Consider the following 12,717-nt stretch of genomic DNA (forward strand, 5'->3'; position numbering starts at 1 on the left):
GGTCGTGTTCGTGTCGTGATGAAAACGATTCAGTCGTCTCGAGTCAGCACTTCGGCGGTTCGAATCCCGGAGTACACCGGCTCGTCGTGCTGGTTGAACGCCACGTGCTGGAAGCGGACGGTCCCCGCCCGCTCGTTCGCGGTCGTCGTCTCGCGACTCGTCTCGAGGACGCGCGTGAAGCAGTAGACGGTGTCGCCGGGGGTGACGAACGCGTGGAAGCGTTCGTCCTCGAAGCCGACTTCGCGGTGGGTTCGCTCGTCCGAGCGAGCGTGGCCCAGCGCCGTCGAGCGCGTCACGTCGCCGTAGGCGACGATCCCACCCGAGGGAGCGTCGGCCATCGCGTCGGCGTTGTGGTGCTGTTTCGCCGTGTTGAGCGTCGCCAGCGGCAGGGTCGCGACGGTCACGTCGTCCATGGTGCGCCCGCGTTCGTGCCGGTAGGCGACGACGGCGTCCCGGTTCTCGGCCGTCTCGAGAGTAGCCTCGAAGTCCTCGAACGCGTCGCCTGCGGGGGTCACGAACGTCTCGGGGAGTGCACTCGCGGGACGTTCGGTATCTGACGGGCGGCCACCGCCGTCGGCCTCGGCGCCGCTCCCGTCCGTCTCGAGTCGCTCGCGTCGCGGAATCATGTTGGTCCGCTCGTAGGCACAGAGCGTTTTGCCCGTCCCGGCGTCGTACCCGCGGGTCGCCCAGGTGACGATGCCGTAGTCGGGCCTCGAGTTCGACCCCTTCGTAGTCAGGACTTCGCTCTCGACGCGCAGGTCGGTCCCCGGAGTGACGACGTCGGCCGGAAAGCGGACGTTCGTCCGGCCAAGGAAGTAGCCACCTTTCTCGCTCAGGTCCTCGACGGTGCAGCCGAGGGTGGCCGCCAGCAGGTAGTCCGGGTGGATCGGCGGTTCGTCGTACCCGCGATCGCTGGTGACGTCCGCGCGCCAGTACACGGGGTCGTGGTTCAGCGTCTGGCTCGTCCACAATTCGTTCCCCCAGCGAGTCAGCCGGAGTCCGGGTTCGTGTTGGATTACGTCTCCCTCTGCGAAGTCCTCGAAGTGGTGTCCTTTCTCGCGGGTGTCCGCTCGCTCGAGCGCGCTAGTGAAGGTGTCGGGGTCGGTCCACTCGAGGTCGTTCCTGACACTCGAGTCGCTCTCGTCTCGCGAACCGTCCGCGTTGGCGTCAGTCATCGGCAGTCACCTCCTCCGGTTCGCTCGAGGCGGTCGGTGCGTGCCCGCGGCGGGCGAGCGTCCGGCGCATCTCGTTCTCGACGATCATGTAGCCCTCGTCGAACCCCATGCCGGGCTTGGCCAGCACCTGGGCGGCGTCCGTCGCGAGCGCGACGTGCGCACAGGCACGTGCGGAGATGTCCGTCTCGTTGCAGGTGCCCCCGAGGTACGCGCGCGTGTCGGTCCCCTCGCAGTAGCGGACGGCCTCGCCGCTCCGGTGAACCCCGCCGAGGTCCGGCGTCTTCACCTGCACGAGGTCGGCGGCCCCGGCGTCGACGAAGGCCTGGACGTCCTCGAGGGTGTTACACCACTCGTCGGCCACGATGTCGACCTCCACGCCTGCCGACGAGAGCCCGTCGCGCAGTTCGGCCATCGCGTGAATCTGATCCTCGCGCGTGCCGACGTCCATTGGTCCCTCGATCTGGAGCGGAATCGGGTCAGCGGCGGCCTCGAGGTCGGCGAAGTACTCGAGAATTTCGTCGTCGTCGAACGGCGCGCCGAATAGCTCGCCGATCGTGCCGTAGACGTCGACGTGGAAGCGCGGTTCGTAGCCCTCGGGACCCAGTTTGCCAGCACGCTCGCGGAGCCACTCGAGGTAGGCGAGCAGGTTCTCGCCCTCGGGGCCGAGCTTCGAGGGGCTATTGAACAGCCCGTGGGGGAGAACGGGAACGCCCTTGAGCAGCATCTTCTCGGCGTTTCGTCGACGGTCGTCGCCGGACTGGCCGAAGACGGGGACCGGCTCGGTCGCCGGTTCCGTCCCGAGCACGTCTGCGAGCACGTCGGTCATAGTTCTCACGCGCGTGCGCGCGGCTGCGGCGAGGAGGGCCTGGGAGACGCCGTAGCGGACGGCAGTGTGCAGTTGGGAGCCGTCCTGGCGAAGCCCCTCGAGCACGGCCGCGTTCTCGCCGAAGTCTCTCGGGTCGCGGCCGACGAGCGCGTCGGCGACCGCCCCCTCGACCAGGGGGGCGTATTCGGCGGCGCGAAAGAGCGGGTCGCGCCCGCCCGCCCCGGAGTACTGGACGGCCGCGCAGTCGCCACGAACGACCGTTCCGTCGCTCAACTCGAGGTCGACGAGCAGGGCTTCGCCCGCCTGACGGACCGACTCGAAGCCGTCGGTGAGCGGTTCGCCCGCGTAGGCGAAGCCATCCTCGCGGGCGCCGCGCTTGATGGCCAGCTGGTCGTCGGTGTAGAAGCCGGAGACCCCGAGAGTTGCTCGGATTGATTCAATCTGCACGGGTGTCACCCCCGTTCGGCCGGCCGATGAGGCGGCCGTCGCTGATCGCGTCGACGTCGTCGGCGACCATGCGAAACGACTGCTGGCGGCCCTCGGTTTCGGCCCGCTGGGCGAGGCGTGCGGCGTGGGTTTCCTTGACCTCGTCGCTCATCGCGAGGTCGCCGAACTCGAGGATGCGGACGCGGCCGTCGTCGTCGCGGGCCGGGAGGACGGCTCCGCGGGCGCTGTCGCTCGGGGCGAAGGGAACGTCCATCGCGCCCAAGTCGAACGCCCGGATCGTTCCGCGGGCGACGTCACCGTCGCCGTGCTCGAGGACTGACTCGAGGAGACAGCGGGTTTCACGCTCGATCAGATCCTGTTCCTCGTCGATGCCGTCGATGTCGATGTCCTGTTCGAGTGCCATGTCGATGATCTGTCTCGTGGTTCGGAGGCCGGCCGCGTTCGCCTCCTTCGTCGGAACGCCCTGGAACTCCTGGGGTGATTTCGTGATGACCTTGTCGGGGCGGGCGATGGCCGCGGTCATGCCGCCGAGGCCGATGACGCCGTTCGCCCGCGCCTCGTCGGGCGGGAACCCGCCCATCCACTCGTGGAAGACGGTGGTGACGCACACCTCGTCGGGGAGGTACTCCTCGCCGAGGGATCGGAGTGCGCGGAGTGCGGCCACGTCCTGGACGACGTTCCCGACCTGGCCGTAGCCGAGGGTTAGCGAGCGCACGCCCTGTGTGGCAGCGAGCAGCCCCTCGAGCACCATCACCGCGATGGCGATGCTCGGCGGGACGAGCGTTCCCGTGAGCGGGCCGAACGGCTCGCGGTTGATTCGGACGCCGCGTTCGGTGTAGGCACCCGCCAACCGGTCGACGAACTGCCAGTGTTCGATGGTCGTCGCCAGGTCGTGGCGCTTCGTGTAGGGGATGTTGTAGGAGATCGGGCCACCCTCGAAGCTCTGGAACCCGCCCGCGAAGGTGATCGCGGCCAGCAGACGGGCGTCGGGGGTCCCGTGGCGGACCTCGATCGGTGCGTCGACGGCCTCGATCAGGTCGCGACAGCCGTCGACGCCGTGGTTGACCGCCGGGAAGCCGTTGAGGGTGTCCTCGCCCGACTCGCGGGCGGCCTCGAGTCCCTCCTGGGCCTTTCCGTACTCGTTGTCGCGCGTGTAGGAGTCGATGGTCGTCGGCAGGAGGTCCGCCTCGCCCTCCGAGTGAAGGTACTCGAGTAGGCCGATCTGGTCCTCGAGGCGCGGAACGCCCGCCCTCGGTTGCAAGAGCGGGTGGGTGGCCGACTCAAGTACGTCCGCGAAGCGCTTCGTGGACGGCAGCGACTCGTGGAACTCGACGGCTTCGTCGAAGTCGACGGCCTCGCCAGTGGGCCAGTTCTCGCGGAGGGCCGCGTCGATGCGTTGCAACTCCTCGGCCGGAATGCGCTCGTCGCGTATCATCTACGAGGTGACGGTGGCCCGGTCTCGTTCTTGCTCCGTGGCCGTGAGCTGGAGGTCGCGCTTCAGGGCCGTGATTGCCTCTTCGGGCTGAGTCTCGGCGTCGAAGACGCGATCGAATCCCAGTTCGTGGAAGGTCTCGCGAGTCCGCTCGAAGTCGTCCTGGCCGACGGCGAGGTTGCCGCCGATGTAGGTCACCGCGTCGACTTCGTGGGCCTCGAGCGTCTCCTCGAACCCCTGGCAGTCCTGTTCGGCGTGGCCGTAGAGCGAGGAGACCAGTACGGCCTCGGCGTCGTGCTCGCTGGCGGCGTCGGCGAACTCCTCTTGGGAGGTCTGGACGCCGAGGTTGATGACTTCGAAGCCTGCTGCAGCGAACGCCTGCTCGAGGATCGTGATGCCGACGACGTGGGCGTCGGACCCGATGACCCCGAGAACGACCGTGCGGGACATTGTGTGCACAACCATGATAGACCTGTGTTTAAAGTTAATGGTCGATCATGATAATACACCTAATACACCTTAACACCCCTCCTGTGGGACCCTATGACACCATCATGATTTATAGTAAAGGTTTTTACCTCCATTACGTGAGGTGAGGGCATGGGAGCGCTCTCCTCGCTTCGCGTGCTGGATCTGACGCAGGTGCTCGCCGGACCGTACTGTACGATGTTGCTCGCGGACATGGGCGCGGACGTCGTCAAAATCGAACGGCCGGGTGGGGACCTCATCCGACCAAACCCACCGTTCGTCGAAAGCGCCCAGGATGAGGCCTACGGCGGCTACTTCCAGAGCGTCAATCGCGGAAAGCGCAGCCTCGAACTCGATCTCGGGGCCGAGCGTGACCGCGAGGCGTTCCTCTCGCTCGTCGAGGAGGCCGACGTGGTCGTCGAGAACTACCGCGCGGGCACGATGGAGCGGTTCGACCTGGGTTACGAGACGCTCGCCGAGCGCAATTCGGAACTGATCTACTCCTCGATTCGGGGCTTCGGCGACCCGCGGACAGGCGAGACGCATCGGCAGGGCCAGCCGTCGTTCGACCTCGTCGCGCAGGCGCTGGGCGGCGTCATGGAGATCACCGGCCAGGAGGACGGCCCGCCGACGAAGGTTGGCCCCGGCATTGGCGACCTGTTCACGGCGACGCTGAACTGCGTCGGTATCCTCGCGGCGCTGCACCACCGCGAGCGAACCGGCGAGGGCCAGTACGTCGATACCGCAATGTACGACGCGATGATCAGCATGACCGAACGGGCGATCTACCAACACTCCTACACCGGCGAGGCGCCGACGCGTCAGGGGAACTCCCATCCGACCCTCTTTCCGTACGACGCCTTCGAGGCTGCCGACGGCCACGTCGTGATCGCCGCGTTCGGCTCGAACCACTGGAACGCCCTCTGTGAGACGATGGACCGTCCGGACCTCGCCGCCGAGTACCCGGACGCCTCGAGTCGGCTCGGTAGTCGAGAAACGCTTCGGGCGGCCATCCTCGAGTGGACGCGCGAGCGCACGTGTGACGAGATCTGCGACGCGCTCGAGGGCCGGGTCCCCGTCGCGCCCGTCCAGAACACAGCAGACATCTTCGACGACTCGCACGTGCACGCGCGCGAGATGCTTGTTCCGGTGGCCCAGCCCGGAGCCGACCGCGAAGTCGAAATCGCGGGCAGTCCGATAAAGATGAGCGAGACGCCCCCACGACCGCGTGGGCGCGCGCCGCTGCTCGACGAACACCGCGAGGAGGTACTCAGGGACGCGGTTCGAACGGCGGAATCCGACTGAGTCCGCGACAGCGGAGAGTAACCCTTTTGCGCCCCCCGGGCACACGCTCTGGTATGGACTGGCCACACGACCCCGACGGGGAGGAGGGCAGCGAAGGGATGCGCAAGTTCGACATGGCGATCATCGCCAAAAAGGTCGACGAGGACGAGGACTTCCCGCTCGAGCGCGACGCGTTCGTCGAGGCCCACGGCGACGAACCCATCCGTATCAATCACCAGTCGGTCGTCGCGCTCGCGGACATCTTCGAGTACGTCGACGAGTCGGAATTCGAGACGATTACGGACATGCACAAAGCGGTCGGCGCGGCCATGCGCGAGGGGAATTTCTGGGACTACCATCCGGTTGGCGCGAGCCCCGAGACGAAGTCGGCCTGATCGACGCGTCGTTTCGATCGACCGTCGGTGCGCCGTTCACGTTCTCGTTTTCGTTCTTGTCCCTTCTCGTTTCAGGTCTCAGTACAAATCGACTCGAGTCGCCTGACCAGTGACCGTTCCTCGGGCGCGGTCCGTGTGGTCGAGTAGACCCCCGATCGAGTTGCCTCTGATCTCTCATCACGAATCTGGATTACGTATCGCTTATACGATATCGTTCGAAACGGACGAGTACCGTGACGAACACGCAGGTAACGCTCTTTCAGATCGACAACTACGGACCGTGGACCGTGACGCCGGAACCGCGACGGGAAGCCGACCTCCAGACGCTCCAGTCGCGACTGTACGCCGACCTCTCGCAGTACATCGGCGCCCGCGACGGCTACGTCTTCTTCACGCGATTCGACAACATGATCGCCGTCACGAACGGCCTCGACGTCGAGGACCACGCGTTGATCCAGGAGTCCGTCGGCAACCGCTATCCGGTCACCCTGAGCCTCGGCGTCGCGACGGGGACGACCCCGGTGCAGGCGCTCTCGGACGCGACGAGCCTCATCCAGGACGCCGGCAGCGCCCAGGACGAGCATCGCCGCGAGATCCTCGAGGGCCGAACCATCGACGACGCTCACCGAACCGACGGGGACGTCCAGATCGCCCACTTCGACGTGATCGACGCGACGGGGCAGTACACCGACGAACTCAACGCCTTCGATAGCTTCATCGAGATCGAACAGGGCTACGCCGCGCTCATGCGCCACATGCGCCGCGCCCACGGCAGCCTCTCGTTTTTCGTCGGTGGCGACAACGTCATCGTCGTCTGCCCCGACCTTGAGCGAGCGGACTACCTCGAGGCCATCGAACACGTCGAGTCGGCGGTCGACGTGACCATGCAGGTCGGCGTCGGCACGGGAGCCAGCGCTCACGATGCGGGATACGCGGCGAAACACGCCCTTGAGCACTGTCGGGCGAACGGGACGCGCGTGGAGTTCTGAATCGCCGCCGGGCCGTTCGGGGAGGACAGAAATCGGAACTTCAGTGTGTGACCGTATATACGTGTCGGAGGTACCTTTTAGGTCGTTTGGGCTGTGTATTTGGCTATGGAATCGGATCTGTCGGTCAGGGATACCCTGACGACTGAATACGTCGGTGTAAGTGAATCCGACACCGTGCTCGGTGCGGTGCAGTTGATGCGCGAAGAGCGCGCCGGCTGCGTGCTCGTCGTTCGTGGATCCGAGGCCGTCGGAATCATGACCGAGTGGGACGTCCTGGGCGTCGTCGAAGACGAGGATGACCCGGGTAAGATGACCGTCGGCGAGGTCATGTCGTCGCCGGTGCTCACGATCGAGACCGACCGCTCGCTGACCGATGCCGCCGACACGATGGCGAGTCAGAACATTCGCAACCTCGCAGTGGAGGAAAACGGCGAACTCGTCGGGGTGCTGACCCAGCGCGACGTCATCGCCGTCGCGGGATCGTTCCAGGGCGCGACGAGTCAGCCGGCCGCCGAAGGGGTCGGCGTCACGAACGAGGGCACCACGACCCTCTCGGACGAGTACGCGACCAACGGTGGCGAGGAGTTCAGCACGCAAGGCGTCTGTGAGGCGTGTGGGACGCTCACCGACTCGCTCCAGGAGGCCAACGGCCAGTTGGTCTGCGTGGACTGTCGGCAGGTGTGACGTGCCCGCCGAGCTGTGTGGCCGGCCGATACGGCCCGTGGCTCGTTCACCCGGACATCTCGAGCGGCGAGGCCGGTACCTCGAGCGGCGATGTCCGTGTCTCTCCCGATGGCGCTCGGTCCTCGAGCGGCGGCACCCATCGTTCGAGCAGCGATACCCGCTTCTTGAGCCGCCAGTGCTAGCAAACCCACCTCGAGCGCCACCCACCCGCGAATGACGGTCGGTGACGATATCGACCTCGTGATCGAACTGGCAACGAGTGACGACCTCGAGGCCGTCACGGAGTGCTGGGTCCGCCTCGCGACCGATCAGCGCCGACACGGATCCGTCGTTCGCTCGGAGGCCAACCGGGAGACGATGCGGGCAACCCTCGGTGCCCACCAGGTCGACGACGGATTGCTGGTCGCCCGTGACGGGACCCGAATCATCGGATTCGCGTCCTTCTCGGTCGAACACGGCGCGCTCGAGTTGGCGTGTACGCGCGGTTTCCTCTCGAACCTCTACGTCGACCCCGACTACCGTGGCCAGGGAATCGGGTCGGCGTTACTCGAACACGTCGAGGCCAGCCTCGCCGACCGCGGCGTCGATCGGCTGATTCTCGAGGCAATGGCCGACAACGAGGCGGCCAGGCGCTTCTACCGCGAGGCGGGGTACGAACCGTTCAGGGTCGGGCTCGAGCGCGAACTCGATCGGCCGGCCGAAAACGATACACACTCAAAGGACGAGTGATAACTCACAGACCGCGCCAGGGGAGCATGGGTGGTACATGCACTCGACTTGTAATCGAGAGTTCACGGGTTCAAATCCCGTCCCTGGCTCCTTCTTGCGATCGTCGGCTCCGACGTCGAGCGGCGCGGACGATTGCCTCGATTCGGCGTCGCGCTGTACACGCTGACCCGGAGCGACTCGCCCGCAGTCCAGAAACACTCCGTCTTCACCTGCTGTCGAACTGTCGCTGTGAGTGTCACTTACTCACGTGGTTGATGGCGAGAAACCCGGTAAAAATTGTAACCAACTGTGACGTTCGGTCAATTGACCGACTGTTTCATAGAATCCAGACGTTCAATACGTGATTACACTCTCGAGTTCGCCACTGAGCTCGTTCAGACTACGCTGACAGTACTAATTTTATAATCAAATTAGGTCCCAAATTGAAAAATAATGGCCATACTAGGTCATTGATGGATAGAAATGTGCAGCAAGAGGGGCTTGAGGCCACAGGTTTTATATCCAACCGTGTAAAGCATCCGCCAATGCTACTGTCAGCCGACCGATCGAGCATGAAAGAAGGAGTTCCTCTTAGTTTCCGTATCGTCGAAGCCGTTGCCAGAGAAGAGGGTGTCGACCCAGTCGAAATCGAACCTCCCGAGTACGACGCGCTCTACGACGTTCTCAATCCAGAAGCGCTCGACTCCCTGTTTGCGCCACGCGAGGATGGCACCCCACGGAGCCCCGGCGAAGTAACGTTCACGTTCTGTGGCTACGAGATGGTCGTCGAGAGCGACGGCGAAGTCACTATTCTCGATTGACTCGTTCGCGTTTACGGTCGTCTTGCCCACACACCGCACAGCACTGCCCAGAGCGACGTAGTGTCGTCCGCATCGAACATGGCGCAAACGGCTACTCGAGTCTACGTCCGCAGACTGGTTCGAAGATTGACTCGTGGAGGCGTTCGGCCACCGTCTCCATCAGCGGCTCGAGGTTCGCGGTGTCGGCCCGATTGTACTGAACGAGCGTCTCGAGGGCGTCCTCGTCGCCACGTTCGTACTGGTGCCAGAGGCGAACCGCGTCGCGGCCGCTGATGTCCGGCTGGTCGCGGTCGATGCCCAGGTCCCGTTCGATCCGTTTGAGCCCGCCCGTCAGGTCGAGTTTCCGACAGGGATACATGAGGTCGATGTGGGGCACCGAGGCATCGACGTCGAACGCCGTCTCGAGGAAGGGGACGTCGAAGCGCTGCCCGTTGAACGTCACGAGCGCCGCGGCGTCGTCGAACTCGGTCTGGAGGCGGTCTCGCGTGAGGTCCTGGCCGTTGACGTACGTCCGGGTTTCACCCCGGCGGTGGACGCTCACCGTTGTGACGTCGTGATGGCTGGCATTGAGGCCCGTCGTCTCGATGTCGAGGTAGCAGACGTCGTCGCGAACGTTTTCGAAGAATCGCCAGCGACTCGCCGCCGGGAGCGCCTCGGCGAACGGCGAGACGTCACCGGCCTCGAGGTGGCGTCGGCCGTCGTCGATAAAGGTCTCGATGCGGTCGGCGACGGTCGAGCCGACGACGCTGCCGTCGAACTCGTCCCAGTGGGTGATGCCGTGTTCCCAGAGGCGACGCTCGGTGGTCTCGCCCACGCCGCGAACGGGGAGAAAGCTGTTCTCGATTTGCACGTCCGATGAGGGGCGTTCAGGTCGCAAAAACGTGTGGGTTCGACCGGACACGAAACGAACGGTCCGTCGTCTTTGCTATATTTTCTATACGTATGGTCGAGGTAGACTCGAGGCGCCCTCGGCGTTCGACTCGCCATTACTGGCTCGAACGGTATCGAAACCCCCCCCCCCCGTTGTACCCTGCGGTCGATTTCGATTGGCTAGCGGTCGGCTCGTGAGAATCCGAACCCCCTCCCCCGAAACCTAGTAATAGTACAGCTCGACGGTGTGACCGCAGTTGTGACACGTCGTCTCCGTACCGCTGAGACGGTGTTCCTCGTCGCTCGCCTCGAGGTCGTGTCCGGGTTTCCTGATCCCCGGTCCGCCGGGGACGGCCGCGCGAACGGACTCGCTACAGGCGGGACAGCCGACCGTTACTCGGGGGCGTTCAGATTGTGACATACCTGCCACGTACCGTATCGGTCGTTTTTGTTATACGAGTCATAAGCCCGGTCAGCGGCCGCCTAGCCGGGATCTAACTCGCTGAAACCGTTCGGAAGCGTGCCTCACCGATCGAACGAAACGGGCTCGAAGTCGAAGAACGCGGTCTCGTACCCGTCGTGTCGAGCGACCTGTGGCGCGGTGTCGACCGAGACGGTCACGTGGTCGGCCGCGGTCACGTCGTCGGTCGCCAGCCCGTAATGGTGACCGAACTCGTGATCGAGCGTTTCGACCAGCGGCTCCTCGAGCAGCGTCTCGCCGTCGGCCTCGAGGGTGACCGACAGCGACGTGAAGGGGAGCGGCACGTCGTTGTACGGCGTGCGCGGGAAGACGGCGAGGTACGTGTCTGCGTCCGCGTCGGCAGACAGCCGCTCGAGGTCGGTCTCGATGGCCGTAATGGCCGCGTCGCCGCTCCGTTCGGTGCCGAAGCGGGTTCCGGGGAGGTCCGAGACGGCGGGTCCGGTGAACGCGGGTGCGGCGCCGTTTCCGTGTTCGTCGTTGCCCGACCCGGTTTCGTCGTGCTCGCCCTCGTGCCCGCCTCCGCCCCCGTGGCTCATCACCCCGAGTGCCCCCCGCGTCCCCTGTTCGTCCTCGGGAACCGAGATCAGTTCGAGGTCGCGCACGTCAGCGCGGGCGTACTCGAACGGAATCTCGACCGTCTCGGGCGACTCGAGTCGTCCCTCGAGGTCGCCGGTTCGGCGGGTCGTGATCGGGCCGACCTGGATGCGGGCCGTGTACGATCCCTCCTCGGGGAGGGTGACGTTGTCGCCGTAGTGAAATCCCATTCGCTGGGCGAGCATCGACCAGGGGGCGTCGCCGTGGACGAGGTCGCCGTCGGCGTCGACGATCTCGAGGCCCAGGTCGGCGGGGAGGACGACGCCGGTCGCGTCGTCCCAGACGGTCATCATCAGGTGGTGCGTGTCCTCTGTCTGGACGTCGACGCGCTCGCGCTCGCCGGAGACGAGCCAGAACCGGTGGGGAAAGGTGTAGGTGAGCGAGACGGCGTAGTCGCCCGCCGTCGCCTGACCGTACGTGGCCATCTCCTCCTCGCCGGCCGGCACGTAGACGGCGTCGGGACGATCCTCGAGCAGCGGCGGGGTGTTCCAGGCCGACTGTTCCTCGAAGCCGAGGCGCTCGAGGCAGCCAGCGAGTCCGAGCGAACCGGCGATGGCGGCGTAGCGGAGCGCGTCTCGCCGAGAGGCGGTCATACTCGAACCGAGGGTCGAGGCGCCAAAACCGCTGTCGGTTCGCCGATCGCCGAACCAACGAGCCTTTGATCGACCGGTGCCAGGATTCGAGTATGGACAGACGGACGTATCTCGGCGGTCTCTCGACGGCGGGTCTCGCCGGGGTTGCGGGGTGTCTCGGCTCGGTCGAAGGCGTGCTGGGTGGCGAGGATTCCGACGACGACGTGAACGAGTATTGGGGCGACGGGCAGACCGTCCTCGAGGCGCCGGCCGAATCTCAGGGCGACCCCGTTTACCCGATTTACGGCCAGGAGATGCCGTCGTTTTCCTTCCCGGACCCACTAACCGGCGAAACCGTCTCCTCGAGCGACCTCGAGGGCGAAAAATCCTATCTGCTGACGTTCTTCTTCACGTCGTGTCCAGACGGGGTCTGCCCGGCCCTGCTGTTGCGCCTACGGCGGGCGCAGGCCGACGCTATGGAACGCGACTACGTCGACGATCTGGACCTGCTGGCACTCACGTTCGATCCCGAGCGTGACACCCCCGAAGTGCTCGAGGAGTACGCCGGTCAGCAGGGGGTCGATCTCGAGGTCGGCAACTGGCACTTCCTTCGGCCCGAGGACAACGAGACGGCGAAGACGACGATCGACGAGACGTTCGGGATGAAGATCGAGCGGGTGGACGACGCCGAGGAGGGTAGTGACGGTGACGGTGACGCCAGCGACGAAGGCGAAAGCGGAGGCGACGAGAATCACGGGAACGACCACGGAAACGAAACCGAAGCCGAAAACGACAGCGAGGATGGCGGCAATGATACCAGCGGCCACGACCACGGCGAGTACACGTTCACCCACATCGCCCTGACTTTCCTCGTCAACGAACACGGCGTCGTCGAGCGCGCGTACCGGAACGGCGCCTCGGTCGACACCTCGAAGGTCCTCGAGGACGTACGCACGGTCGTTGGACAGTAA

14 protein-coding genes and 1 tRNA gene are annotated in these 12,717 nt (G+C 65.3%); 8 read left to right on the forward strand and 7 right to left on the reverse strand.

All coding sequences use genetic code 11. The features are described 5' to 3' along the window. Positions 1–29: 29 nt before the first annotated feature. From mch to glmS, 4 genes are read right to left on the reverse strand one after another with little or no spacing between them, the layout of a single operon-like run. Positions 30–1,175, reverse strand: a complete 1,146-nt coding sequence (gene mch, locus ACFQS4_RS08120; RefSeq protein ID WP_497903117.1) for a 2-methylfumaryl-CoA hydratase — start codon at positions 1,173–1,175, stop codon at positions 30–32. Further along, the gene (locus ACFQS4_RS08125; protein WP_497903118.1) at positions 1,168–2,448 is read right to left on the reverse strand and encodes a methylaspartate ammonia-lyase; all 1,281 of its coding nucleotides are present in this window, start codon (positions 2,446–2,448) and stop codon (positions 1,168–1,170) included. The genes mch and ACFQS4_RS08125 overlap by 8 nt, the downstream gene beginning before the upstream one ends. Beyond that, positions 2,438–3,883 (reverse strand): methylaspartate mutase subunit E, encoded by a 1,446-nt coding sequence (locus ACFQS4_RS08130; protein ID WP_497903119.1) that lies wholly within the window; start codon positions 3,881–3,883, stop codon positions 2,438–2,440. Before ACFQS4_RS08130 ends, ACFQS4_RS08125 begins: the two co-directional genes overlap by 11 nt. Beyond that, on the reverse strand, positions 3,884–4,345 hold the full coding sequence (gene glmS, locus ACFQS4_RS08135; RefSeq protein WP_497903120.1) for a methylaspartate mutase subunit S: 462 nt from the start codon (positions 4,343–4,345) through the stop codon (positions 3,884–3,886). Between the two features lie 135 nt (positions 4,346–4,480). Here glmS and mct point away from each other — a divergent pair, with 135 nt between their 5' ends. From mct to ddfA, 7 genes are all read left to right on the forward strand, one after another. After that, the gene (mct, locus tag ACFQS4_RS08140; protein WP_497903121.1) at positions 4,481–5,653 is read left to right on the forward strand and encodes a succinyl-CoA:mesaconate CoA-transferase; all 1,173 of its coding nucleotides are present in this window, start codon (positions 4,481–4,483) and stop codon (positions 5,651–5,653) included. A gap of 53 nt (positions 5,654–5,706) precedes the next feature. Further along, on the forward strand, positions 5,707–6,027 hold the full coding sequence (locus tag ACFQS4_RS08145; protein WP_497903122.1) for a DUF5785 family protein: 321 nt from the start codon (positions 5,707–5,709) through the stop codon (positions 6,025–6,027). 233 nt (positions 6,028–6,260) lie between these two features. Beyond that, the gene (locus ACFQS4_RS08150; RefSeq protein WP_497903123.1) at positions 6,261–7,016 is read left to right on the forward strand and encodes a GTP cyclohydrolase III; all 756 of its coding nucleotides are present in this window, start codon (positions 6,261–6,263) and stop codon (positions 7,014–7,016) included. A 105-nt stretch (positions 7,017–7,121) separates the two neighbouring features. Beyond that, positions 7,122–7,700 (forward strand): CBS domain-containing protein, encoded by a 579-nt coding sequence (locus ACFQS4_RS08155; protein ID WP_497903124.1) that lies wholly within the window; start codon positions 7,122–7,124, stop codon positions 7,698–7,700. Between the two features lie 213 nt (positions 7,701–7,913). Continuing rightward, a complete protein-coding gene (locus ACFQS4_RS08160) occupies positions 7,914–8,429 on the forward strand; it encodes a GNAT family N-acetyltransferase (protein WP_497903125.1) in 516 nt (171 codons plus the stop codon). Positions 8,430–8,444: 15 nt separating this feature from the next. Then, positions 8,445–8,518 (forward strand) — tRNA-Thr (locus ACFQS4_RS08165). A gap of 435 nt (positions 8,519–8,953) precedes the next feature. Then, a complete protein-coding gene (gene ddfA / locus ACFQS4_RS08170) occupies positions 8,954–9,229 on the forward strand; it encodes a DdfA family disk-determining factor (RefSeq protein WP_497903126.1) in 276 nt (91 codons plus the stop codon). A gap of 91 nt (positions 9,230–9,320) precedes the next feature. On the opposite strand, the gene ACFQS4_RS08175 is transcribed toward ddfA, so the two are convergent. The 3 genes from ACFQS4_RS08175 to ACFQS4_RS08185 form a co-directional block, all read right to left on the reverse strand. Then, positions 9,321–10,079 carry a ribonuclease H-like domain-containing protein gene (locus ACFQS4_RS08175; protein WP_497903127.1) on the reverse strand — a complete coding sequence of 253 codons (759 nt, stop codon included), beginning with the start codon at positions 10,077–10,079 and terminating at the stop codon, positions 9,321–9,323. Positions 10,080–10,322: 243 nt separating this feature from the next. Further along, complete coding sequence (locus ACFQS4_RS08180; RefSeq protein ID WP_497903128.1) at positions 10,323–10,520, reverse strand: hypothetical protein; 198 nt, start codon at positions 10,518–10,520, stop codon at positions 10,323–10,325. A 104-nt stretch (positions 10,521–10,624) separates the two neighbouring features. After that, positions 10,625–11,767, reverse strand: a complete 1,143-nt coding sequence (locus tag ACFQS4_RS08185) for a DUF7350 domain-containing protein (protein WP_497903129.1) — start codon at positions 11,765–11,767, stop codon at positions 10,625–10,627. Between the two features lie 92 nt (positions 11,768–11,859). Here ACFQS4_RS08185 and ACFQS4_RS08190 point away from each other — a divergent pair, with 92 nt between their 5' ends. Further along, positions 11,860–12,717 (forward strand): SCO family protein, encoded by an 858-nt coding sequence (locus tag ACFQS4_RS08190; protein WP_497903130.1) that lies wholly within the window; start codon positions 11,860–11,862, stop codon positions 12,715–12,717.

This window comes from Saliphagus sp. GCM10025317 (assembly GCF_042663665.1).
Taxonomy (GTDB): Archaea; Halobacteriota; Halobacteria; order Halobacteriales; family Natrialbaceae; genus Natronosalvus.